The organism is Yoonia sp. JB2-21 (genome assembly GCF_055693545.1).
On the sequence record NZ_JBVFUC010000001.1, the window covers coordinates 3,411,181 to 3,435,179 of the forward strand.

A 23,999-nucleotide genomic window follows, 5' to 3' on the forward strand; every position below is an offset into this window, starting at 1 on the left:
TTCTTCGATCAGGATTAAATGAAGAGACAAATATGGATAGCGGCGGGGACGACGCCGCTGTTCAAAAGGAAGACACGATGGAAACGCACGACACCGGGACACAACGTCAGGTGCAAGGACAGGTAAAGTGGTTTGATCCCACAAAGGGGTTTGGCTTCGTCATTTCGGACGAAGGTGGGCCAGATATTCTATTGCATGCAAACGTTCTGCGTAATTTTGGGCAGGGCTCCGTCGTTGACGGATCAATTATTTCAATCGTTGTACAGGATACCCAGCGCGGCCTGCAGGCGACAGAGGTGCTTTCTATTACGCCGCCGCAGGCTGAAGAATCGCTGCCTTTGCGTGACATGGTCGAATTCACACCCGAAGACATTGCCAAGCGGCCGATTGAGCCCGCGCGCGTTAAGTGGTTCGACAAGGCCAAGGGTTTTGGGTTCGCAAATGTATTTGGTAACAACGATGACGTTTTCGTCCATGTAGAAGTCCTGCGTCGATCGGGCCTGTCTGACCTGCAATCGGGCGAAGCGATTGGCTTGCGTATGGTCGATGGCGAGAGAGGCCGCATGGCCATCGAGGTGATCGGTTGGGAGGTCGCTGCCAAGTGAGGCTTTTCACTGTCGTTTGTAGTTTGGCTGCGTTTGCGCAACCCGTTTTGGCAGAGTGTACCGATGATCGCATCACCGTCGCGGGTGATTTTGGGCAGGCCACTTTTTCAATTGATGTGGCCGACGACTATGAAGAGCGTGCGCAGGGGCTGATGTTTGTCGAAGACATGCCGATGCTGTCCGGCATGCTTTTCATCTACGAGCGGCCTCAGAATGTCAGCTTCTGGATGAAGAACACTTTGATCCCCTTGGACATGCTATTTGTCAGTCCAGAGGGTGAAATCCTCAATATCCACGAAAATGCCGTTCCCGGTGACCTAACGCCGATTCCCGGTGGTGATGGTGTCCAGATGGTGCTTGAGATTAATGGGGGCCTTTCCTCTCGTCTTGGCATCGAAACGGGCGATCTGATGCAACATCCAAGCTTTGGTCCGGACGCAATTTTGCCTTGTGGCGAAAAGACTGAAGGTTAGGGCTTTTCAAATCAGTTTCGTGGGGCTAAAGACACGCCATGGTTCGGGGCGTAGCGCAGCCTGGTAGCGCATCTGTTTTGGGAACAGAGGGTCGGGAGTTCGAATCTCTCCGCCCCGACCACTTCACTAACACCACGTGATTGACATAGTGATGCGCCGCAGAATGTGCGGTGTTTCGGTTGTCTGCGACGGGTTATTTGGTGGCAAATGTGCCATTCATTATTTGTTAATACTGGTTAACCTCGCAGTGGGCGCTGCGTGCCCAACTTCACAAGATGTCTGAAGAGATTTGTCTAAGTCTGCCGACTGAAAGGGTTTCTGGATTTTGAGGTTGGGGACCCGGATGTGGACAATCTTGTGCATGAATCACTTCCTCGTGACCCGCCCAGTTTGACGCTAGGTCGTCAACTCAATAAATCCGTATTTTGTGTTAAAAATTCGTTGACCCACTAGGGCTAGATGCGTCACCTTGTGCGAGCCGACCGAAGCCACACTAGATGTGGTGTTGGCACGGGGACAGCTTAGCAGGCGGGTGTAGAACTCTAGCACCGCAAAGACGTTATCCTGATCGTTGATCAGGCCAAGACGCTTATCGCCAATGCATACTGTGTTCGCATGTAGTTTTGGCCGCGATTGCGGCGATGTTGAGAATAATGCCGCAACGACGGCGCACAGGATATGGGGCAGACCAATGAAAATTGACCGTAATTTCACGAAAGCAAAAACAGGCGCTTACGGCGAACTCGAATTCAAGACAGCGACCTCCGAAATTCGTAATCCTGATGGTACAATTGTGTTCAAGCTGGATGATTGCGAAATCCCGGCAGGATGGTCGCAGGTTGCATCCGACGTCATTGCGCAGAAGTACTTCCGTAAGGCTGGTGTGCCGTCCGAACTCAAGCGGGTGAAAGAAAAAGGCGTACCTAAGTTCCTGTGGCGGTCGGTGCCAGCCAAAGGCGCAACATTTGGGGGCGAGACGTCAGCCAAGCAAGTTTTTGACCGACTGGCCGGTGCCTGGACCTATTGGGGCTGGAAGGGCGGTTACTTTTCTTCAGAAGATGATGCGCGCGCCTATTTTGACGAGATGCGGTATATGTTGGCGACACAGCGTGCAGCTCCCAACAGCCCGCAGTGGTTCAACACTGGTCTGCACTGGGCCTACGGCATTGATGGTCCCGCGCAAGGGCACCACTATGTGGACTATCAGACGGGTGAGTTGACAAAGTCTGAATCCTCTTACGAGCACCCGCAGCCGCACGCCTGCTTTATCCAATCTGTCGGCGATGATCTGGTGAATGAAGGCGGCATCATGGACCTGTGGGTCCGCGAGGCGCGCCTGTTTAAGTATGGCTCGGGCACTGGCACGAACTTCTCGTCCCTGCGCGGTGATGGAGAAGCATTGTCCGGTGGTGGCAAATCATCCGGCCTGATGGGTTTCCTGAAAATCGGTGACCGCGCTGCGGGTGCGATCAAGTCAGGTGGCACAACACGTCGTGCGGCCAAGATGGTCATTGTTGATGCCGATCATCCCGATATCGAAGAGTTCATCAATTGGAAGGTCATTGAAGAGCAGAAAGTGGCGTCGATCGTTGCTGGCTCCAAAATGCATGCCCGTTATCTGAACGCGATCTTTGCAGCGATCAAGTCGTGGGACGGGCAGGAAGTCTCGGCTTACGATCCGAAGACAAACGACACATTGGCCGCTGCCGTCAAAGACGCGAAAAAGTCCGCTATTCCAGAAACATACATCAAACGCGTGCTGGACTATGCAAAGCAGGGCTATACCAGCATTGAATTCCCAACCTATGACACCGACTGGGATTCAGAAGCCTATTCCTCGGTCTCGGGCCAGAACTCTAACAATTCCATCCGCGTCACCGACGCCTTCCTCAAGGCAGTGGAAGACGACGCCGACTGGAAACTAATAAACCGCCGCAACGGCGAGGTCGCCAAGATCATCAAAGCACGCGAATTGTGGGAGCAAGTCGGGCACGCCGCATGGGCCTGTGCCGATCCGGGTATCCAGTATCATGACACGGTGAACGCGTGGCACACATGCCCCGAAGACGGAGAGATTCGCGGCTCAAACCCTTGTTCTGAATACATGTTCCTTGACGACACGGCATGCAACCTTGCGTCTATGAACTTGCTGACTTTCTACAAGGATGGGCAGTTTCAAGCCGAAGACTACATGCACGCCACACGCCTGTGGACCGTGACATTGGAAATCTCGGTCATGATGGCGCAGTTCCCGTCGAAGGAGATCGCGCAACGGTCTTATGACTTCCGCACCTTGGGTTTGGGCTATGCCAACATCGGTGGTCTGCTGATGAACATGGGCCTCGGCTATGACAGCGACGAAGGCCGTGCGATGGGCGCTGCCCTGACGGCGATCATGTCGGGTGTGTCTTATGCGACCTCTGCCGAAATGGCGAGTGAGCTGGGTGCGTTCCCCGGCTACAAGAAAAACAGCAAGCATATGCTGCGGGTGATCAAGAACCACCGGCAGGCGGCGTTGGGAAAGGTCGACGGTTACGACAACCTCGACGTGAAGCCTGTGCCGCTCGACCACGCCAACTGTCCTGATCAGCGCCTGATCGAATTGGCCGTTGGCAGCTGGGACGAAGCGTTGAAGCTGGGCAAGAAGCACGGCTATCGCAATGCGCAGGTGTCTGTCATCGCGCCGACCGGCACGATTGGTCTGGTCATGGATTGCGACACGACCGGGATTGAGCCAGACTTTGCACTGGTGAAATTCAAGAAACTGGCTGGTGGTGGCTACTTCAAGATCATCAACCAGTCTGTGCCCGCAGCCCTTGAAAAGCTGGGCTATGGTTCTGCGCAGATTGAAGAGATCATCGCTTATGCGGTGGGCCACGGGTCCATTGGGCAGGCGCCTGCGATCAATCACACCTCGCTGATCGGGCATGGGTTCGGGCAGGCCGAACTGGACAAGATTGAGGGCGCACTCGCATCCGCTTTTGATATTCGCTTTGTCTTCAACCAGTGGACGCTGGGCGAAGAATTCTGCACGAAGTCGCTGGGTATCCCAGCCGAAAAGCTGAACGATCCAACTTTCGATCTTTTGCGCCACCTTGGGTATTCCAAGCAGGACATTGACGCGGCCAACGATCACGTCTGCGGAACGATGACGCTGGAAGGCGCGCCTTTCCTGAAGGAAGAGCACCTCACAGTGTTCGATTGCGCAAACCCATGCGGCAAAAAAGGCCAACGTTATCTGAGCGTAGACAGCCACATCTACATGATGGCTGCGGCGCAGTCGTTCATCTCGGGCGCGATCTCTAAGACGATCAACATGCCAAATGATGCGACGATTGAGGACTGTCAGAAGGCCTATGAGCTGTCCTGGTCTTTGGGGGTAAAAGCCAACGCGCTGTACCGTGACGGCTCCAAACTGTCCCAGCCGCTGGCCGCTGCTTTGGTTGAGGATGACGAGGACGCGCAGGAAACGCTGGAAAGCGGCAACCACCACGAAAAGGCGGCTGTTCTGGCCGAAAAGATCGTTGAAAAGATCATCGTACAGGAAGTGCGCAATCGTGAGCGTGAAAAGATGCCACAGCGTCGGAAGGGTTACACCCAGAAGGCCATCGTTGGCGGGCACAAAGTCTACCTGCGCACTGGTGAGTATGAAGACGGCCAGTTGGGCGAGATCTTCATCGACATGCACAAAGAAGGCGCGGGTTTCCGTGCGATGATGAACAACTTTGCCATCGCCGTATCGGTGGGCCTGCAATACGGTGTGCCGTTGGAAGAGTTCGTGGATGCCTTCACATTCACCAAATTCGAACCAGCGGGCATGGTGCAAGGCAACGACAGCATTAAGAACGCAACGTCCGTTCTCGACTACATCTTCCGCGAGCTTGCCGTCAGTTACCTCGACCGCACCGATCTGGCGCATGTGAAGCCGGAAGGCGCATCGTTTGACGATATCGGTCGGGGCGAAGAAGAAGGCGTGTCAAACATTCAGGCACCAACTGAAAACACGGCATCGCGGTCGTTGGAAGTGCTCAAGCAAATCTCGTCCACCGGCTACCTGCGCAAGCGGATGCCGCAGGACCTGGTGGTGCTGCAGGGCGGCATGGGGGCGACGGCACTGGCGACCGGAACAGATGCGGCAGCGGCATTGCAAACTCTTGTGCCAGAAGTCAGCGAAGGCGTTGTGGCGACAGGTGCCGCCACCACAATCTCGGCCCGTGATAAGGCTAAGATGCAGGGCTATGAGGGTGAGGCCTGTGGTGAATGTGGCAACTACACGTTGGTGCGCAACGGGACATGCATGAAATGTAATACCTGCGGCGGGACGTCTGGATGTAGCTAAGATTTTTGTCGAAAAATCTTATGCACAGAAGGAATTTCCAGAAATTCCTTCGCTGATAACAGAGCTTCAAAGCAGGTACGCTTGCTTTGACGCGGATCGAGCCGCAGGCAAATAAACCGAGCGGTACATAATGAGTGAGCTTGATCAGCGAAACTCAGGGAGGGCCTAGGCCCTCCCTTTTTTATGCCTAACCACAAAGCGGCCCTTTTCAATGCGTCCAACACATGCGCATCATTTTCGAAACGTGGGGACATGCTGATGACCGATTTTCTACTGCTTGCCTTTATTTTTCTCATCGCTGGAGTCGTCGCAGTTCCGATTGCCACGCGATTGGGGTTGGGCTCGGTGCTCGGCTATCTGATTGCAGGCATTGTCATCAGCCCGGTTCTGGCGCTGCTGAATGTCGACGTCATCTCGATCCAGCATTTTGCAGAGTTCGGCGTTGTGATGATGCTGTTCCTTGTTGGGTTGGAGTTGGAACCGAAACGGCTTTGGGCCATGCGGGGCCAATTGGTTGGCTTGGGTGGCGGACAGATTGGGCTGACGGCGGCGGTGATTATGGGGATTGGGCTGGCGTTTGGGCTGAGCTGGAGTTTGGCCCTTGCCGTAGGTTTGATCGCAGCATTAAGTTCAACAGCCATCGTGCTGCAAACATTGAATGAAAAAGGATTGATGAAAAGTGACGGTGGGCAGTCCAGCTTCTCAGTCCTTCTTGCGCAAGACATCGCTGTGATCCCGATGCTTGCGCTGATGCCGCTATTGGCCATGCCTGAATTGCTGGACTTGGCAAGTGACGCTGCACATGGTTCTGAGGCCGCACATAGTACCGATGCGGCACATGGAAATGATGATCATGGCGGAGACGACCACGGGGCGGGCATGAGCCTTGTTGCGGGCCTGAGCGGATGGCAAACCGCGCTCGTCAATGTCGTTGCCATTGCTGCGGTCGTGGGGGCGGGTAGCTTCCTGACCCGCCCGATCTTTCGCTTCATTGCAGGGGCAAACCTGCGTGAGCTATTTACCGCAACCGCGCTGATGATGGTCATCGGCATTGCGTTGCTGATGACGCTGGTTGGTTTGTCACCCGCACTGGGCACGTTTCTTGCGGGTGTTGTCCTCGCGAACAGCGAATATCGGCATGAATTGGAGTCTGACATCGACCCTTTCAAAGGGCTGTTGCTGGGTCTTTTCTTCATGACCGTCGGCGCCGCGATCAACTTCACATTGCTCGCGGACAACTTGGCATTGATCCTTGGCCTGACGGTCTTGTTGATTGCGGTAAAGGCCGGTGTGCTTGCGGTTCTGGCCCTTGTGTTCAAGTTGCGTGGTGCCGATCGCTGGCTGCTTGCACTCAGTCTTGCGCAGGCCGGCGAGTTTGGCTTTGTCCTGCTGTCTTTCTCAGTTAGCAATGCGATCTTGCCGCAACTGCTGGCCGATCAATTGCTGCTGGTCGTTGCGATTTCGATGATGCTGACGCCATTACTGTTCATTTTCTATGATCGCGTAATCGTGCCGCGTTACGCGGCAGCAGACGAAGGCAGAGCGGACCAAATCGAAGAGCAAGGCGAGGTTATTATTGCAGGGGCGGGGCGTGTCGGCGGCATTGTGCGGCGTATCCTGAGCGCTGTGGGCTACAGTCTCACCGTCATTGACTACAACGCGCAACACCTTGAAAATATGCGTCGTTTCGGGGCGCGCATCTACTATGGCGATGCGACACGGCCGGATCTGCTCCATGCTGCCGGACTACATAGCGCGAAGGTTTTTGTCGCGGCAATTGATGACAAGGAAAAGCTCACCGAATTGGTGCGCTATGTCCACAAAAACGCTCCGAACGTCCATATCATCGCGCGCGCCGTCGACCGACACCATGTGTATGAACTTTGGTCGGCTGGCTGCCGCGATATCATCCGTGACACCTATGACAGTTCTTTGCGTATGGGGCGGTCATCGCTTCAAGCTCTGGATATCCCACAAGATCGCGCACAGATGATGGTCGATGCGTTTAACCGTGCGGATCGGTCTTCGATGATTTCACTGGCTGATGCTTATGATCCGAATATCCCTGTGATGGAGAATGAGGCCTATATCACCCGCGTGCAAGAAATCCTTGGCCCGCGCGAGGCGGCGATGAACGCAGAGATGATGCATATTCTGGATACCGGCCAGATGCCGGAGGAAGATGAGTTTCTGGAAGGGCCCAGCGGTTAACGCGGGATATCCACCCCCGGGTCCGCCAATGTGAACCCGTCGAATTGGAAGCCGGGTGAAACGGTGCAGCCAACAAGCGTCCAATCGCCGGTTGTTGCGGCCTTTTGCCAATGGCCTTCGGGTACGATGCTTTGCGGTAATTCATCGTTTGCAAGGTCGGGGCCAAGCATGATGTCATGCGCGGGCCCATCTAAAGAGGGGGCTAATGACAGGATCAACGGTGCCCCTGCATAAAAATGCCAAATCTCAACCGCATCGACGGCATGCCAATGGCTTTCTTGCCCTGCTTTCAGCAGGAAATAGATGCAAGTCCCCGTCGCGCGCCCCGCGTTTTCGGCGATCCAAGTCTGGCGATAGTACCCGCCCTCAGGATGGGGGGCGAGGTTCAACTGAGCGATGATATCGTCTGCGGTCATTTCAGGCATGGGATCTGCGGTGCTGTGTCCAGCGCATGGTGACCGCTCAGGCGGGGGTCGGGAAAGACTTCTACGGTGCGTTTGACCGGCGTGAAGCCGGCCTTGAGGTAGAAGGGCAATGCTTGGGGTGAATCAAGGTGGCAGGTGCAGACGTGAAAGCGGGTGATATTGCGCGCGAACGCCTCTGACTGTGCCAGTGCCATCATGGGCTGCCCCAGCCCTTGGCCTGTGGCCTCGGGCACCATGCCGAACAGGATAAGCTCACAAGCACTTTTTTCGCGAAAGTCGAGCTCGATCAAGCCGATGGCGTCCTGATCTTGATAGATCACCCAATAGTTCACATTCGGATCCGTCAGGATTGCGGTCATCTCCACATCGGGGTTCGATAGGCCAGAGGTCCACAGCCACGGGCTGCCCACTTTGCGAAACAGTGCGCGAAACTCTTCCAGCCCAAGGTCTTCCTTGCGCGCGCTAAAGCCCTCCGGGAACGGCAAGCGCGCAGGCATGGTTGGCGCGGTCATCTCCAGCGTCGTGATGACCGTCACCACCTGATCAGCGGGCACATCATATTTGCCCGTCGTCAGGGTCATGCTTTTAGGATGCTCCGGCCCGCGTAAACGGCTGTTTCACCCAGCAATTCTTCAATGCGGATCAATTGGTTATACTTCGCCAGACGGTCGGAACGTGACAGCGAACCGGTCTTGATTTGCCCGCAGTTTGTAGCCACGGCAAGGTCTGCAATCGTCGCATCCTCCGTTTCGCCGGAACGGTGTGACATGACGTTTGTGAACTGCGCGCGGTGCGCCATATCGACGGCCTGCAACGTCTCGGTCAATGTGCCGATCTGGTTGACCTTGACCAGCATCGAATTGGCGGAACCCTTGATGATCCCGTCAGCCAAACGTGTCGGGTTGGTCACAAACAGATCGTCACCGACCAATTGCACCTTGTCGCCGATCATATCTGTCAGGGTTTTCCAGCCATCCCAGTCATCCTCGGACATGCCGTCTTCGATGCTGATGATCGGGTAGTCCTCAGCCAATTTAGCCAGATAGGCTGCGTTTTCTTCCGATGTCAGCGACACGCCTTCGCCAACCATCTCATACTTGCCGCCTTTGTAGTATTCGGTCGCGGCACAATCGAGGGCAAGGTAGATGTCTTTGCCGGGCTCATAGCCTGCCTTTTTGATCGAGGTCATGATGAAATCAAGCGCGTCACGTGTGCTGGCAAGCTTGGGGGCAAAACCACCTTCGTCGCCGATGCCGGTGTTGTGACCTGCTGCGCTCAGTTCTTTCTTCAGCGTGTGAAATACTTCGGATCCCATGCGCACAGCCTCGCGGATGTTTTCCGCGCTGACTGGCATGATCATGAATTCTTGGATGTCGATGGGGTTATCGGCATGTTCGCCACCGTTGATGATGTTCATCATCGGTACGGGCAGGGTGCGTGCGGATGTACCGCCGATGTAGCGGAACAGGGGTTGTGCTGTGAAATCTGCGGCCGCTTTGGCCACCGCCATGGACACGCCAAGGATCGCGTTTGCACCCAACCGACCCTTGTTAGGCGTGCCGTCGAGTTCAATCATTGCCATGTCGATGGCCACTTGCTCGGTGGCGTCAAAGCCGAGGATGGTTTCGGCGATTTCACCGTTGACGGCAGCGACAGCTTCCAGCACGCCTTTGCCCATATAACGGCCTTTGTCGCCATCGCGCTTTTCAACGGCCTCATGCGCGCCCGTCGACGCACCCGATGGCACAGCAGCGCGGCCCATTGTGCCGTCTTCCAAGATCACATCAACCTCAACTGTGGGGTTGCCTCGGCTGTCAAGAATTTCGCGGGCGTGGATGTCGATGATCGTGCTCATTGGCTCGGTTCCTTTGGGGGGTCTGTTAGCGATATCAGCGCTTCTATAGCGCGGGATTTTCCGTAAGGGAAGCGCGGCGCAAACGTGCCTCGCGCCACAAGGTGAAGATGCCAGAGGCAATGACAACGGCCGCCCCAATCAAGGTGGCCGCGTCAGGGATTTCTCTGAATGCGATGTAGCCGACGATCAGTGCAAAAACCATGCGGCTATAGCGGAAAGAAGAGATGATCCCGGCATTGCCCTGACGCGTGGCCGTAATGATCGCCAGATAGGCCAGCATCGCGACGGCGATACCGGCGGCAAGCAGCGCCCATTGCGGTGCGGTTGGCATGACAAAGGACTGGCCTTGCAAGACAACCAATAGAAATGCCGCAGGTGTCACCATGCCGAAGGCATGAATGCCCAGTTGCGGCCCGGTCAAGTCAACCGTCAGACTGCGGGTGATCAGGTCGCGGGCAGCAAGGCCCAGCATACCGCCCACCGCCAGCAAAGTCGCCGGAACAAAGCCATCCATGCCGGGTCTGATGATGATCAACACGCCGACAAACCCCACGACAATTGCAATCCAGCGGCGCCAACCGATGCTTTGGCCCAGAAACAGCGCCGCCCCCATTGCCACCACCAATGGTGTCGCCTGGATCACGGCGGAAGCAGTGGTCAGCGGGATCAGTGCGAGTGCGGAGACGAAAAAGCACGATCCGACGACCTCGCACGCGCTGCGGATGATGACTTTGGGGTTCAGATAGGCCGTTTGCCAAAGCTGCTGGCCCTGGGTTGCAGACCAGACCAGAAAGGCCGCAAACCCACCAAAGCAGATAATACCGAGTACTTGCCCCGCAGGAAGAGCGCCGGCCAATGCTTTGATCAACGCATCTTCCACCGCAAAGCAGAACATCGCAAAGACCATAAAGGCCGCACCACGGATATTGTCCAAAGATCAGTCGTCCTTGTTGGTCAGAGGGACGGCATAGAGTTCCAACCGGTGTCCCATCAGGCGATACCCAAGTTTGGCCGCGATACGTTCTTGCAGTGCCTCGATTTCAGGGTCAACGAACTCGATCACCTCTCCTGAATGTACATCGATCAGATGGTCATGGTGGTCGCGGTCAGCCGCTTCATAGCGGGCGCGCCCGTCGCCGAATTCATGCTTCTCCAGAATGCCTGTCTCTTCAAAAAGCTTGACCGTTCTGTACACCGTCGCCAATGAGATTTTTGGATCCACTGCGGCGGCACGATTATAAAGTTCCTCGACGTCCGGATGATCGGCGGCATCTTGCAAAACAGATGCAATCGTACGCCGCTGATCGGTCATACGCAGTCCGTTTGCTTCGCAGCGTTCAAGAATGGTCGTCATACAGGCCTCGTCATAGCATATGTCCGTGATAACGGCGCATGCGGCTGGTTTCCAGTGGGTCAGATCAGAAGAGTGCCCTGCATTGTCCGCACGGCCTTTCCACTGATGGTGACGGCGATGGATTTTCCCTGCTTGGTGGCTGCGAAAATATGTGACGGACGGCCCATTGCTTCGCCCTGTAGGATGCGAAGGGTCAGGTCTTGGTTCAACGTATCGGTCAGCAGGGCGGCAAGCGCGGCAGATGCGCTTCCGGTTGCGGGGTCTTCGGGGATGTTGCCAAGTGGTGCAAACATCCGCGCCTCAATGTTGTTACCATCTCTGATATAAGCAAAAACCGCAAAGCTGATCCCGGCAGACAGGTGTTTAGCGCCTTCGCGCATTACGTCGATGACCGGAGCACAAGCGTTCAGCTGACTTTTGTCATGCAGTTCAGCAATGACAAAAGGCAACCCAACGCTTGCTTGCACGGGTGCGTGCGTATCAGACTTGATCGCTGCAGGCTGGAGCCCCAATGCAGCAGCAATCACCGCAGGATCGGGCGTTGCCAATCGCTCCAACGGGGCAGCTACGGTAAATGACGCAATGTCGTCTGCAAATTTGCAGGGAATGGGCCCAACACCAAGTTCCAAAACCATATCGCCGACATGCCCTTCGTCGCGCAACGCAATTGCTGTGCCAACCGTTGGGTGCCCGGCAAAGGGCAGTTCCTGCGTGGGCGTGAAGATCCGCACTTTTGCGGTATGGGCGGGATCCTCGGGTGGATAGACAAAGGTCACTTCCGAAAAGTTGAACTCGCGCGCGATCATTTGGAGTTGGTCCTCTTGCAACTTGGTTGCATCGGGGATCACGGCAAGTTGGTTGCCACCAAACGCGCTGTCGGTGAAGACGTCATAGACAAAGTAGTTGGTCATTGGTTTTCCTTAAGATGCGGTCTTGGGTTTGGCGCTGTTGGCGACGGTTAGGCCTGTCGCAAAACCGCGGAACGGACGCAAACCTAAAATGGGAACGGCGACAGCGGCCAGTCGCGCAGCCAAAGCAAAGGCGATGCTGACTTTCGCCATCAAAGCGAGCACAACCCATTCACGATTGAGATCCGACGATTTGACGTACAGTGCGCCAGCAAACAACAACAGGCCTATCATTGCTCCGAACGGTGCATTTGAGAACACGATGTTAAGGACAGTTGCAGGCAAAACATCTGCTACCCCAAGCATGGCGACTACACAATCAGGCAGCATCACCGCAAAAGAGCCCACAAGCGAGACAACCACGATGCCAATGGCGGACGGCACCGTCAAAAATATATGGTTGATTGCGCCAAAGCCCCCGGCGAGCACGGTAAGAAGCGAGGTAATCTGGAGAAGCGTCATACTTTGGCTTTCGCTCGGTGTTGGCTTTGGCTTAGCACCCCTGTCAATGCGGGCCAGTGTTAGCGACCGGGCAGTCGCATCCATGTCCCGCCCAGCGCGCGCACGCGCGCGCCTGTGCCAATCTTAAAACGGGCGAGGCCGGGCGCATTTTCGGTATCAATGGTGCCAAGGTCCAGGCGATGAAACCCTTGTTGCCAGAGTATTTTTGTGGCTTCGATGATCATGCGGTGGTGTGCGCCAAGCGTGCGGCCACGTGGTGTGGTCCAACCGACATGATAGGTCACAACCGGGTCATGCAACAAAAACAACATGGCAGCGATGGGCAAGCCGCCTTCGGTGGCGGTGAGAACGCTGACATGATTGGGATGACAGTCTGCATAGGCTGTGATGAGCGCATGGGGTAGAGCCCGGAACCCTTTGGCTCGTTGCTGCGCGATGTCCGCCTTTAGAAGCCACGCATGCGCAATCGGGTCAAATGTTGTCTGACTGATCTTGAATGGCGCGTCTTGTGCTTTGCGCCAGATGTTACGCCATTTGGGTTTCATCATGGCGATGAGATCGCTGTCTGTCCCTTGCAGATCAAGTTCTGCCACGAACCCATTGGTCATCAGACGCCGGAACCCTGCGGCGCGCAGTGCCAGATCATCGGGCGTGTTGGCATTAATGATCCGCAGGCCTGACCTGGCAAGCCCAGTCGTATGAGCCGCAGTATCCTGCCAAACCGGACCACGAGAGGCCATGAGCTGTCCAAATTGCCGCACGGCCAGCACAGGTGCGGCACCCGCAATGTCAACCAGTTGCACCTGCCGCCCCATGCGTCGCAGTGCCGTGGCAAAATATTGGTGCTGCTGAAAAGGGAGGGTCGGCTCAGCTATCATGCCGGTTGTTAAGCCATTTGAAACCTAAGCTGTGGTTAACGGGGGCATGACAAAAAAGACGAAACCTGTTTCCGGTGTGCACGCGCCTGCTGCAAAACCGACGATCCTGGGTGCCGCGGTACTGGCGGCACTTATTACTTTTCCAATCGCGGTGACGATCCTTTTTGTAGACTTACTGCTGCTTTAGCCAAGTTGGACCAGAGCGTGGCGCTTCTTGCCAGCGCTTAGCTTGATGGGCTGTGCAAGGGCGTCGATATCAAGGATAAGCCCCGCTTCGGTCAAAGCGGCGTCATTCATCTTGGCCCCATTTTCTTTGATCAGGCGTTTGGCGTCCTTGCCGCTTTTGGCAAGGCCCGACTTTACGATCAGCTGCACAATAGAGATGCCATCGCCCACCTCATCCGCCGAAAGGGTAAGTGTCGGCAGGTCATCCCCAACACCGCCTTTTTCAAAGACTTCGCGGGATGTTGCTTCGGCCGCCTGAGCAGCCTCGGCACCATGCAAAAGCGTTGTCACCTCATTGGCGAGGATGATTTTCGCTGCGTTGATGTCAGACCCTTCCAAAGCGCCAAGTCGGTCGCATTCTTCAACAGGTAACTCAGTGTAGAGTTTGAGGAACCGGCCTGTATCTGCATCAGTCGTGTTACGCCAGAACTGCCAGAATTCGTAAGGGCTGCACATGTCAGCGTTCAACCAAACGGCACCGGATTGGGATTTGCCCATCTTCTTGCCGTCACTGGTGGTCAGGAGGGGCGACGTGAGACCAAAAATCTCTTGGTCAAGCACCCGGCGCGTCAGGTCGATCCCATTGACGATATTACCCCATTGGTCCGACCCACCCATCTGCAACAGACAGCCATAGCGGCGGTTGAGCTCCAAAAAGTCATAGGCCTGCAAAATCATGTAGTTGAACTCAAGAAACGACAGTGATTGTTCCCGGTCCAGCCGCGACTTTACGCTCTCAAACGACAGCATGCGATTGATCGAAAAATGCCGCCCGATGTCGCGCAGAAAGTCGAGGTAGTTAAGACCATCCAACCACTCCGCGTTGTTGATCATCATCGCATCTGTCGGGGCATCGCCATAGTTCAAGTAGGCGGCAAAGACTTGCTTGATGCCTGCTATATTGTCGTCAATCTGATCGGGGCCCAGCAAAGGACGTTCATCCGCACGGAACGATGGATCGCCCACTTTTGTTGTGCCACCACCCATCAGGGTGATTGGCTTATGTCCGGTTTTTTGCAACCAGCGCATCATCATGATCTGGATCAGTGACCCAACGTGCAGTGACTTTGCCGTTGCATCGAAACCAATGTAGGCAGGGACAACACCTTTGCTCAGCGCCTCATCCAGTCCCTGATAATCCGTGCAATCGGCCAGAAAGCCGCGCGTCATCATGACATTCATGAAATCGGATTTGGGATGGTAGGTCATTGGCTTGTTCCTGCGTCTGTCTTAAGTGCACTCTATAAGCAGGACGGTGGCATAGGGAAAGCGGATGTTGCGGGCAGGTGTGGTCAGAGCTTTGGGGACAATGTCGGGAACGTCGCTTGATGGCGTTGATGCTGCGGTACTGGAGACGGATGGCGAGCGTATTTATGGGTTTGGCGCATCATCCTACAGCGCGTACACTGTCGAGCAACAAAAGGTGATCAAGGCACATCTGGGCAGCTGGCAGGATGATGACGTGGCTGATGCCGTTCGGCTTGTCGAGGACCAGCATCTTGATGTCATGGCGCCACTTGGTTTGGTTGATATCGCCGGTTTTCATGGTCAGACACTGGCCCATGATCCTGGCGGGCACGGTACGCATCAATGCGGTGATGGGCAGAGGCTTGCAGATGCATTGGGCTATCCGGTTGCATGGGATTTCCGCACCAATGATGTAGCGGCTGGCGGGCAGGGTGCGCCACTGGCACCATTCTATCATTTTGCTCTGGCGAAATGGATCGAGGCGGACACGCCGCTCGCATTTCTGAACCTTGGCGGCGTCGGCAATATCACATGGATTGACTCGACGTGTGACGATCCAACTGATCCCGAAGCACTGCTGGCCTTTGATACCGGGCCCGCAAATGCACCAATGAATGATCTGATGCGCACGCGCAGAGGGTTGGCCTATGATCTCGATGGTGCCTTGGCCGCGATGGGGCACGTGGACAGGCGTGTGGTTGGGGATTTCATGACAAATGCCTATTTTGCGCAACCGGCTCCAAAGTCACTGGACCGCGATAGCTTTGCCGACTTGTCTATCGCTGTTGCTTCGCTTGGCGATACGGATGCCTTAGCGACGCTAGCCGAAATTGTCGTGCAAACGGTTGCGGTCGCCATCGCTATTTGTCCAGCCATGCCGAGCACGATGTTGGTCACTGGCGGTGGACGGCACAACAGGACGGTGATGGCCGGTTTGGCGGACTGTTTGCCGTGCGATGTGCAGCCTGTCGAAGACGTAGGCCTCGACGGCGACATGCTTGAGGCGCAAGCCTTTGCATATTTGGCTGTGCGGGTTGCCCGCGGCCTTCCGATTTCGGGCCCTCGCACCACGGGTGCCCCCAGTCCCATGACCGGCGGGAGGGTTGCGCGACCATTCAAGCCCGCCGGCCAAATTCCTTGAAATAGGCGCTAAAACCCGCCGATTGGCGCACAATCACGCCTATTTGACGTAATTGTTGCAAATGTGCGCGAGGATTGGCCGAGTTTTCCGTCTGGCCTCCGCTCAATCCTGCCGATCCGATTCACAGCGGCGTGAGGCCCGTTGCACGTGCCGCAATGCATGCCACTTGTACCGAACACGACAACCGGATTAACGGAGAAGAAAATGAAAACGACATTTAAAATCGCCCGCACGAGCATGTTGGCTGCACCTTTGGCATTGGCCGCAGGTATGGCGTCCGCTGGCGGCTTGTCAGAGCCTGTTGCCGCCCCGGCACCTGCACCTGTACCTGTCGCACCAGCCCCAATCGTGACGGGCAACGACTGGACTGGCTTTTATGCTGGTGGCCAACTGGGTTATGGTCAGTTGGACTCAGATGCGATCGAGGACGATGATGATCCATCGGGTGCCGTCTATGGTGTTCATGCAGGCTATAACTACGATCTGGGTTCACTTGTCCTTGGTGGTGAACTCGACTTTGATGGATCAAACATTGAAATTGATACGCCAGACGCGGAGGTTGAATCCGTGGCTCGCGCTAAGTTGCGTCTGGGCTATGATGCCGGGCAGATCATGCCCTATGTGACAGCTGGTGTTGCGCGTCTGCAAACTACGGACGATCTTGATGGCGAAACAGATGGCAGCTTTGCAGGGCTGGGTGTCTCATACATGCTGAGCGATGCGTTCTTGGTGGGTGGTGAAGTGCTCCAGCACCAGTTTGAGGACGTCGCTGACGTGGATGGCGCTGATGTTGACGCAACAACATTGTCGCTGCGCGCGTCATTCAAGTTCTAAGGTAAGAACAGCATAAGCATCCATCAGCACTGTCCCTTCCCCAAAAACACTTGCGCTGGATGCTTGTTCAGGGCCTGCCATAAATCTGGCAGGCCCTTTTTATTGCAGCATTTTATCGATCACGTCGCTGCTGATCCCTTTGCCAAGATTTGCAAAATCCCCCATGCTAATCATCGCGCGTGCCGCATCATACATCGCACGATGTGTGACCCTTGCCAGCGAAGATCCCAAGGAGATGCGCGCAACTCCTGCTCTGGCAAATTGGCCATGCGTTTCTTGGGTGAACTGTCCCGCAACCAGCGCATTGACGGGTGCTGTTGTTGCCGCGCAAATGCGAACCAACGCGTCCATGTCTGGGGGAGGGGTGCATATAGACAATCCGCACCAGCAGCCTCAAATGCTACCAACCGGCGAATGGCTTCGTCCGTGTCGTAGGCTCCGGTCAAAATGCCATCGGCGCGCGCCGTCAGCACAAAGTCATGCGATAGGGCGCGGGCCGCGGCCGCGGCGGCAGCAATCCGTTCAACCGCTAAATCGAATCCATAAGCAGCCTCTTCCGGCAGCGCCGTATCTTCGATGCAAATGCCCGCAAGCCCCACCTCTGCAGCCAATTTGACTGTTTCTGCGCAGGTTTCGGGATCATCGCCAAAGCCGTTCTCAAAGTCGCCCTGCACAGGTAGCTTCGTGGCGGATACGATGTCTTCGGCATGAGAAAGTACTTCGTCCCGGGACAGGGTGCCGCCATCGGGCCGGCCGATGGTAAAGGCGTGTGCCGCCGAGGATGTGGCAAGCGCCTTTGCACCCATCGCCTGCATCATCTTGGCCGTTCCCTTGTCCCACACGTTGATCATCAGCAACGGGTCGCCCTTGACGTGAAGGGCGCGGAAGGTCTCTGCGGTATGTGTCATGGCTGTCTCCTGTCAGCGTAGTGTTTTTCAAGCGCGATGAGGTGTTGCTTGCGCCACAAGCCACCGCCGTATCCTGTCAGTGATCCGTCAGCTCCGATCACACGGTGACATGGAATAACGATTGCGATCTGATTAGCGCCATTGGCGCGGGCAACCGCACGTGTTGCTTGTGGTGCGCCAATCTCTTTCGCGACAGCCCCGTAGCTGCGGGTTTCGCCAGCCGGGATTTTGCGCAGCGCCTGCCAGACCTCGCGGGTAAAGGGCGTGCCATGCAGGGCGAGGGGGGTTGTGAACACATCAGAGGTCTTGTCGAAGAATGCATCAAGTTCAGCCGCGATCTGATCATGCGTATCGAACCGTCCAATGCCGATGCTTCCCTTGGCGGCCTTGTGCAGACGCTTCATTTCGGACGGCAGCGCCTTACGATCAGCAAATTCTAAAAGATGCAGTGCGCGGGTGTCGCAGACTGCGATCATATCACCCAGCGGTGTCTTGATATGATCGGCACGGAGCAGCGCGTCTTGGGCCAGACGTCCGGGGGCCAATCCCATCATCTTTGCAAAAGCTGCGCGAAATGCAGAGGGGCTGTCAAAGCCAGAGTCTAGCTGGGCTGCAATAACCGATCCGGTCTGAAGGGCTGTGAACCCGTGCGCCAAGCGCCGTGCGCGCGCCATTTCCAGAAAAGTCATGCCGAAATTACGCTTAAACGCACGCCGGATAGTCGATGCGTCATATCCCATACGCGTGACGTCTGCTTCGGACCAGCGATGGTCGGGCCTTTCGTCGAGTGCGGCCACAAGGTGCGCAATGGCCGGATCGCTTTGTGCTGCGGATTGGAGCGGATGGCAGCGTTTGCACGGGCGAAACCCAGCCTGAAGACAGCTTTCTATATCACTGTAAAAATGACAGTTTTCGCGCTTTGGTTTGCGGGCAGGGCAGGTCAGTCTGCAAAATATTCCTGTCGAAGACACGCCAACGAAGGCGCGTCCATCGTAGTTGGCATCGCGATCAAGGAGGGCCGCATAAAGTGTATCATCGTCAGGTAGGTCAAACATCATGACCCAGTTCTAACCGATTCTATCCGTCAGTGCCGCCTGAAATCGGGCGCTTACTCTGACGCGCGTGTCCGGGCAAAGGCGATCAGACGCGACAATGCATCAACATACTTTTCATCGGCAATCGTCATCGCGACACGGATGTGGCCAGCAGCGGCCTGCCCAAAGCTCTCGCCGGGCATCACAGCGATATGTTCGGCATCGAGCAGCGTATTGGCAAAACCTTCGCCATCCATACCAGTCGCACGAATATCGAGCATCACATACATCGCGCCCTGGGCGGGAACGGCGCGGAGCACATTTTGCCCCTCAAGCGCTTTCATCGTCAGATCACGGCGTCGGCGAAACGGTGCGGCAACCTGTTCTTCGACGGACTGACCTTGGTGCAGCGCAAAATCGGCGGCGTCTTGCACAAAACCCGCAACACCATAGGTCGTGTGGGTCGCCAGGTTGATGATGTGGCTGATTGTATCTTCTGGTCCGCATACCCAGCCGACGCGGCTGCCGGTCATCGCGTGGCTTTTTGACATGGAGCCTACGACAAGCGTGCGTTGCGCCATGTCAGGCAGGCTCCGCGGGCTGATATGGGGGCCTTCCCAGACTTGCGTGTCATAAACCTCGTCCGAGATCAGCCAAAGGTCGTTTTGCATGCAGGCGTCAGCAACCGCCTGCAAGGTGTCGCGAGAATACACCACACCTGTCGGGTTGTTGGGGGTGTTGATCAACAAGGACGTGGCCCCCACTGTGGCTTTGATCAAGGCGTCCAATGTTGGTTGAAACGCTGTGTCCGGAGTGGTGACCAAGGCTCTTGGCACGGCCCCTGCGCCACGGATCGTGCCAGGGTAGGTCGCATAGTATGGATCAATGTAGACAGCCGTATCGCCGGGATCGCAGACCGCCATATGTGCGGCAAAGAGCGCTGCTTGCCCGCCCGGCGTGATCAGGATGTTATCGGCCGTGGTCGCGACCCCGGTCCGGGCCGCAATCCGCGCCGCGACGCTTTTGCGCAATTCATGGGTGCCCGGGACCATCGCATAGCCCGTATGCCCACCCAATGCTGCCGTATGCATCGCGTCGAGAATGTCTGGATGCGTGCGGATATCATGTTCACCGATAGTGAGTTCTGTCACCGGCACGCCATCCGCGATCATACGGCGTGCCTTATAGAAGACGTCCCACCCGTCCGAGCCGCCACCGGTGATCTGTGTGATGCGATTGGATAATTCCATCCCGCGAGGGGAACGGCGAATTCAGGGTGAAGTCAAGAGTCCATGCCGATCAAATTGCGGGGCCCAGTACCGTCTGCGCCTTTGATGTCTGCGGGATTGTAGAGTGCGCATTTCTCCAAGCTCAGACAACCGCAGCCGATACAGCCATCCAGCTTATCGCGCAGATCTTCCAGAGCGGCAATTCGGGCATCAATATCACTGCGGAACGTCCTGCTGATCCGGGTCCAATCGGCCTTGGTAGGGGCTTTGTGATCGGGCAGGCGGCGCAAATGGGGGGCGATTTGCGCCAATGAAAAACCTAGTTTTTGCGCGGCCATGACAAAGGACAATCGGCGAATATCGGCCCGGCCATATCTGCGATGGCCGCCCTGATTGCGCACGGGTTTAACGATACCATGTGTCTCATAAAATCGGATTGCAGACACCGCGAGGCCGGTGCGCGCAGCGAGATCTCCGATGGTTAGACCTTGGGTCACGAAAAAATTCCTTGATCTAAAGTTAACTTGAGAAATTACAACAGATTCGAAATCGGTTGGAAAGAGGAGAAACGCCATGTTCCGATGGACCACTACACGCTACTGCGCAGATCCAGAGGCGCTGAGCGCGATGAAACGCGATGGATTGGGATGGGGACATGATCTTGAATGCGGATGCTTTCATGACATTGCCCCCAATAAACGACCTCGCAGGATCGCCCGCATGCTAAAATCACTCAAAAGGAGAACGTGATCATGGCCCATCTGGAACATGTTAACATTACCGTGTCGGACCCAAGGAAAACCGCAGCTATGCTGACGGATTTATTCGGGTGGCACACCCGTTGGGAGGGCGCATCCATGGATGGGCAGGGTTACACCGTGCATGTCGGTACAGACGACAGCTATATTGCGGTCTATTCTGGTTCCGCGCCGACGCAAAAGGTCCCCAAAACTGATGCAAGCTATCTGACACGCGGTGGGTTAAACCATGTGGGCATCGTTGTTGATGACCTTGATCTGATAGAGGCCAAGGTAAAAGCGTTGGGATTTACGCCGACTAGTCACGCTGATTATGAGCCAGGCCGCCGGTTCTATTTCCACGATAGCGACGGGGTTGAGGTCGAGGTGATCAGCTATGCCTAACCAATCGCATCCCGAACCTTCTTTGGCAGCGCCTTAAAGATGATGTCGTACGACACAGCGATGCGGTGGCGTAACTCATCTTCGGCGCTGTCAAAACCGACCAGGACCCAGCTTTTATGGAAATAGGGGGCTTTGGTTGCGGCACCAGCGTCGATGAGCATCGCCGCAGTTTCGACGCTATCGGTTTTCAGGCAAACGCCATCGATCCGATCACCAAAGCAGGCGAACATCTTGCCGCCGACTTTCCAGCTGTCCAATTCCGTTGCAGGATCAGCGGCGGTCGCACCGGGGTGCGCCGCACAGAGTGTATTGACGAGTTTGCGTGACATAACGCTAGGATGACGCAAGAGCAGAAGGCTGACAAGATGGTCAAATGGGTTGCTTTTTTGCGTGGGATTAACGTCGGCGGGCATCGGAAAATCCCGATGGCTGATTTGCGTGCGCTTCTGGTCGGCAAAACGTCGGCGACTGACGTTCAGACCTATATTGCATCCGGGAATGTGGTTTTTTCGGCAGATGGTGATGCTGAGACGCTGGCGGCGCGGATAGCGGGCGCCATAAATGCAGAATTTTGCTATGACGTCCCGGTACTGGTTTTGGGCGAACAGATGATGCGCGATGTGCTGGTGTCTTGTCCGTTCCCTGCGGAAGATGGCAAACTGGTGCACGCCTATCTCTGCTACGAGGCTCCGCGGATCGACCATGCGGGCATAGCAAAGCTGAAATCAGATACCGAACAGGTGGCTGTCGTCGGGCGGACGGTTTGGCTCTATGCGCCGGACGGCATCGGGCGGTCAAAGCTTGCTGCAAAGATGGAAAAGCTGATTGGTATCGAGGCAACCGCGCGAAACTTGAATACAGTTGTTAAGATGGTTGCATTGCTGGACGCATAGGGCGGCTGGTTTGCGGATTATCCTGAACGCGCGGCCGTCAAATTGACCAGTAATTCGTTTATTGATCGTGAGCGGATGATCATCACGATGCTTTTGGAATAGGCGGCTTAACCCGCTGCCGACACTGCCGGACACGCGACTGGAAACACATTTCCAAATAAGGGAATTCAATGCGCCTTTTGCGACCGGCCGCGCAAGACAACCGGACGGGGCCCCAAATGAAGAGCCAGCGCCGAACCGCTTCGATTAGCGACGCTTTCGGCGCTGGCTGTATTGTCACACGGATCGCGTAATGCCGCCATCAACGCGAATGTTCTGGCCCGTGATATATGCACCGCCCTCAGACGCCAAGAACGCAACAACGCTAGCGATTTCGCCGCGTGAACTGCCGTAGCGACCCATCGGGATCATTGAACGGAATTCTTCTTTTTCCGGCAGGCTATCGATGAAGCCGGGCAACACATTGTTCATGCGGATGTTTTCAGCCGCGTATTTGTCGGCAAAAAGCTTGGTGAACGCCGCAAGGCCGGCGCGCATCACACCTGATGTTGGGAAGACGGCATTTGGCTCGAACGCCGCAAAGGTCGAGATATTGATGATCGCGCCGCCGCCCTGCTTTTGCATGATCGGGGTTACGAGGCGAGAAGGACGCACGGCGTTGAGGAAGTAAACCTCCATGCCCTCATGCCAGTCGTCGTCTGTCAGCTCCAAAACCGGCGCGCGCGGGCCGTGTCCGGCGGAATTGACAAGCACGTCAATGCGGCCCCAATGATCCATCGCCGCGTCGATTAGCCTTTGCAGGTCTTCGTCAGATTTGTTCGTGCCGGTGATGCCGACACCACCAAGTTCTTTTGCCAAAGCCTCGCCTTTGCCAGAGGATGAAAGGATACCCACCTTAAACCCATCGGCAGCCAATGCCCGCGCGCTGTCTGCGCCCATACCGGACCCGCCAGCGGTGATCAGTGCTACTTTGACGTCTGACATTGTTGCTCTCCTATTCAGGTTTTCTTGGTGTCGTTGATAATATTCATAGTGGCCACGCCGCTGTTGCCCAATTCAACTGCGGCGAACGGCCCCCCGTGGCACATGTTGCCGGGGTCCTGGCTATCCATTGGTGCGGTTTCGGCGAGAATAGCAGCGGCGAATTTTTCGGCGTTGTCCTTGGGGCGATATCCCAAAAAGCTGGCTTTTGCATTGTCAACGGGAACGCGGTCGTTGTTTGACACACCATAAACGACGGAAAAGCCGGTCACGGGTGTCTCGATGCAGCGCTGTACAAGCTGAATGAGATCGTCGTAGGACAGCCATGACCCAAGCGCGCGGGCATTGGTGACTTGCGCGCACGACAAAATCCGCATGTGCACGCTCTCTAACCCGCGCTTGTCCCAGTACATTGACCCAAGGTCTTCGGCAAAACACTTCGCCAGACCATAGAACGTATCAGGACGATGCCGCACATCAGTGTCGATAAAGTCATTCTTGGCATGCATCCCAACGGCATGGATAGAGCTGCCATAGATGACCCGCTTGAGGCCATGTTGATAGGCGGCTTCCCAGATATTGTAGGCACCGACAAAGTTGGGGCCGAGCAGTTTTTCAAACGGACCTTCATCAGCATAGGCGCCCATGTGAACGACCATGTCGGCCCCTTCAAGGACGTGCATCATATCATCAAGGCTGGCCAGATCACCTTTGGCATAGGTTTCGCCGGGATAAAGCGTGCCGATATCATCGACTATGTCGGTAGACACCAGCTCGTCGCACATCTTTGACATCGGTTCGCGCAGGTAAGAGCCAAGTCGGCCAGCAGCGCCGGTCAGGACAAGTTTTTTCAT

24 protein-coding genes, 1 tRNA gene and 1 pseudogene are annotated in these 23,999 nt (G+C 55.9%); 10 read left to right on the forward strand and 16 right to left on the reverse strand.

Translation table 11 applies throughout. The annotated features are described in order from the left end of the window. Positions 1-77: 77 nt before the first annotated feature. The 5 genes from ACZ1G5_RS17200 (at position 78) to ACZ1G5_RS17220 (ending at position 7,628) form a co-directional block, all read left to right on the forward strand. Positions 78-605, forward strand: a complete 528-nt coding sequence (locus ACZ1G5_RS17200; RefSeq protein WP_472734366.1) for a cold-shock protein — start codon at positions 78-80, stop codon at positions 603-605. A gap of 47 nt (positions 606-652) precedes the next feature. Then, entirely contained in the window at positions 653-1,078 is a 426-nt protein-coding gene (locus tag ACZ1G5_RS17205) for a DUF192 domain-containing protein (protein WP_472734008.1), read from the forward strand. Between the two features lie 44 nt (positions 1,079-1,122). Beyond that, a tRNA-Pro gene (locus tag ACZ1G5_RS17210) sits at positions 1,123-1,199 on the forward strand. 570 nt (positions 1,200-1,769) lie between these two features. Continuing rightward, complete coding sequence (locus ACZ1G5_RS17215; RefSeq protein ID WP_472734009.1) at positions 1,770-5,417, forward strand: vitamin B12-dependent ribonucleotide reductase; 3,648 nt, start codon at positions 1,770-1,772, stop codon at positions 5,415-5,417. Between the two features lie 258 nt (positions 5,418-5,675). Continuing rightward, on the forward strand, positions 5,676-7,628 hold the full coding sequence (locus ACZ1G5_RS17220; RefSeq protein ID WP_472734010.1) for a cation:proton antiporter domain-containing protein: 1,953 nt from the start codon (positions 5,676-5,678) through the stop codon (positions 7,626-7,628). Here the strand turns inward: ACZ1G5_RS17220 and ACZ1G5_RS17225 are convergent. Genes ACZ1G5_RS17225 through ACZ1G5_RS17260 form a run of 8 tightly spaced genes read right to left on the reverse strand, consistent with a single transcriptional unit; the run spans position 7,625 to position 13,510 of the window. After that, entirely contained in the window at positions 7,625-8,044 is a 420-nt protein-coding gene (locus ACZ1G5_RS17225; RefSeq protein WP_472734367.1) for a cupin domain-containing protein, read from the reverse strand. The genes ACZ1G5_RS17220 and ACZ1G5_RS17225 overlap by 4 nt on opposite strands. Continuing rightward, positions 8,041-8,634: a GNAT family N-acetyltransferase gene (locus ACZ1G5_RS17230; RefSeq protein WP_472734011.1), complete on the reverse strand. Its 594-nt coding sequence runs from the start codon at positions 8,632-8,634 to the stop codon at positions 8,041-8,043. The genes ACZ1G5_RS17225 and ACZ1G5_RS17230 overlap by 4 nt, the downstream gene beginning before the upstream one ends. Next, positions 8,631-9,908 carry a phosphopyruvate hydratase gene (gene eno / locus ACZ1G5_RS17235; protein ID WP_472734012.1) on the reverse strand — a complete coding sequence of 426 codons (1,278 nt, stop codon included), beginning with the start codon at positions 9,906-9,908 and terminating at the stop codon, positions 8,631-8,633. Before eno ends, ACZ1G5_RS17230 begins: the two co-directional genes overlap by 4 nt. Positions 9,909-9,951: 43 nt before the next feature. Next, on the reverse strand, positions 9,952-10,842 hold the full coding sequence (locus tag ACZ1G5_RS17240) for a DMT family transporter (RefSeq protein WP_472734013.1): 891 nt from the start codon (positions 10,840-10,842) through the stop codon (positions 9,952-9,954). A gap of 3 nt (positions 10,843-10,845) precedes the next feature. Then, complete coding sequence (locus ACZ1G5_RS17245; RefSeq protein WP_472734014.1) at positions 10,846-11,262, reverse strand: Fur family transcriptional regulator; 417 nt, start codon at positions 11,260-11,262, stop codon at positions 10,846-10,848. Positions 11,263-11,321: 59 nt separating this feature from the next. Further along, a complete protein-coding gene (locus ACZ1G5_RS17250; RefSeq protein ID WP_472734015.1) occupies positions 11,322-12,173 on the reverse strand; it encodes a PhzF family phenazine biosynthesis protein in 852 nt (283 codons plus the stop codon). A 9-nt stretch (positions 12,174-12,182) separates the two neighbouring features. Beyond that, positions 12,183-12,716, reverse strand: coding sequence for a hypothetical protein (locus ACZ1G5_RS17255; protein WP_472734016.1), 534 nt, complete (start codon positions 12,714-12,716; stop codon positions 12,183-12,185). Beyond that, complete coding sequence (locus tag ACZ1G5_RS17260; protein ID WP_472734017.1) at positions 12,692-13,510, reverse strand: GNAT family N-acetyltransferase; 819 nt, start codon at positions 13,508-13,510, stop codon at positions 12,692-12,694. The genes ACZ1G5_RS17255 and ACZ1G5_RS17260 overlap by 25 nt, the downstream gene beginning before the upstream one ends. A 46-nt stretch (positions 13,511-13,556) precedes the next feature. On the opposite strand from ACZ1G5_RS17260, the gene ACZ1G5_RS17265 reads away from it, so the two are divergent. Then, complete coding sequence (locus ACZ1G5_RS17265) at positions 13,557-13,697, forward strand: hypothetical protein (protein ID WP_472734018.1); 141 nt, start codon at positions 13,557-13,559, stop codon at positions 13,695-13,697. Here ACZ1G5_RS17265 and tyrS read toward each other — a convergent pair. Continuing rightward, positions 13,694-14,944: a tyrosine--tRNA ligase gene (tyrS, locus tag ACZ1G5_RS17270; protein ID WP_472734019.1), complete on the reverse strand. Its 1,251-nt coding sequence runs from the start codon at positions 14,942-14,944 to the stop codon at positions 13,694-13,696. The two genes, ACZ1G5_RS17265 and tyrS, sit on opposite strands and share 4 nt — an antisense overlap. Positions 14,945-15,008: 64 nt before the next feature. Here tyrS and ACZ1G5_RS17275 point away from each other — a divergent pair, with 64 nt between their 5' ends. Continuing rightward, entirely contained in the window at positions 15,009-16,124 is a 1,116-nt protein-coding gene (locus ACZ1G5_RS17275; protein WP_472734020.1) for an anhydro-N-acetylmuramic acid kinase, read from the forward strand. A gap of 204 nt (positions 16,125-16,328) precedes the next feature. Beyond that, positions 16,329-16,958: an outer membrane protein gene (locus ACZ1G5_RS17280; RefSeq protein ID WP_472734021.1), complete on the forward strand. Its 630-nt coding sequence runs from the start codon at positions 16,329-16,331 to the stop codon at positions 16,956-16,958. A 99-nt stretch (positions 16,959-17,057) separates the two neighbouring features. Here the strand turns inward: ACZ1G5_RS17280 and ACZ1G5_RS17285 are convergent. The 4 genes and pseudogenes from ACZ1G5_RS17285 to soxR all read right to left on the reverse strand — a co-directional run bounded on the left by ACZ1G5_RS17285 (position 17,058) and on the right by soxR (position 20,626). After that, positions 17,058-17,866 (reverse strand): annotated as a pseudogene (locus ACZ1G5_RS17285) (isocitrate lyase/PEP mutase family protein). Next, positions 17,863-18,924: a bifunctional transcriptional activator/DNA repair enzyme AdaA gene (locus tag ACZ1G5_RS17290; protein ID WP_472734022.1), complete on the reverse strand. Its 1,062-nt coding sequence runs from the start codon at positions 18,922-18,924 to the stop codon at positions 17,863-17,865. Before ACZ1G5_RS17290 ends, ACZ1G5_RS17285 begins: the two are co-directional and overlap by 4 nt. 50 nt (positions 18,925-18,974) lie before the next feature. Continuing rightward, positions 18,975-20,150, reverse strand: coding sequence for a pyridoxal phosphate-dependent aminotransferase (locus ACZ1G5_RS17295; protein WP_472734023.1), 1,176 nt, complete (start codon positions 20,148-20,150; stop codon positions 18,975-18,977). A 32-nt stretch (positions 20,151-20,182) separates the two neighbouring features. After that, the gene (gene soxR, locus ACZ1G5_RS17300) at positions 20,183-20,626 is read right to left on the reverse strand and encodes a redox-sensitive transcriptional activator SoxR (RefSeq protein ID WP_472734024.1); all 444 of its coding nucleotides are present in this window, start codon (positions 20,624-20,626) and stop codon (positions 20,183-20,185) included. A gap of 252 nt (positions 20,627-20,878) precedes the next feature. Between soxR and ACZ1G5_RS17305 the strand changes: the two genes are divergently transcribed. After that, a complete protein-coding gene (locus tag ACZ1G5_RS17305; RefSeq protein ID WP_472734368.1) occupies positions 20,879-21,271 on the forward strand; it encodes a VOC family protein in 393 nt (130 codons plus the stop codon). Here the strand turns inward: ACZ1G5_RS17305 and ACZ1G5_RS17310 are convergent. Further along, positions 21,268-21,600 (reverse strand): MmcQ/YjbR family DNA-binding protein, encoded by a 333-nt coding sequence (locus ACZ1G5_RS17310; RefSeq protein ID WP_472734025.1) that lies wholly within the window; start codon positions 21,598-21,600, stop codon positions 21,268-21,270. The genes ACZ1G5_RS17305 and ACZ1G5_RS17310 overlap by 4 nt on opposite strands. A gap of 9 nt (positions 21,601-21,609) precedes the next feature. Here ACZ1G5_RS17310 and ACZ1G5_RS17315 point away from each other — a divergent pair, with 9 nt between their 5' ends. Next, the gene (locus ACZ1G5_RS17315) at positions 21,610-22,164 is read left to right on the forward strand and encodes a DUF1697 domain-containing protein (RefSeq protein ID WP_472734026.1); all 555 of its coding nucleotides are present in this window, start codon (positions 21,610-21,612) and stop codon (positions 22,162-22,164) included. Between the two features lie 276 nt (positions 22,165-22,440). Here ACZ1G5_RS17315 and ACZ1G5_RS17320 read toward each other — a convergent pair whose 3' ends face one another. Next, positions 22,441-23,148: an SDR family oxidoreductase gene (locus ACZ1G5_RS17320; RefSeq protein ID WP_472734027.1), complete on the reverse strand. Its 708-nt coding sequence runs from the start codon at positions 23,146-23,148 to the stop codon at positions 22,441-22,443. 14 nt (positions 23,149-23,162) lie between these two features. Beyond that, the gene (locus tag ACZ1G5_RS17325; RefSeq protein ID WP_472734028.1) at positions 23,163-23,999 is read right to left on the reverse strand and encodes an NAD-dependent epimerase/dehydratase family protein; all 837 of its coding nucleotides are present in this window, start codon (positions 23,997-23,999) and stop codon (positions 23,163-23,165) included.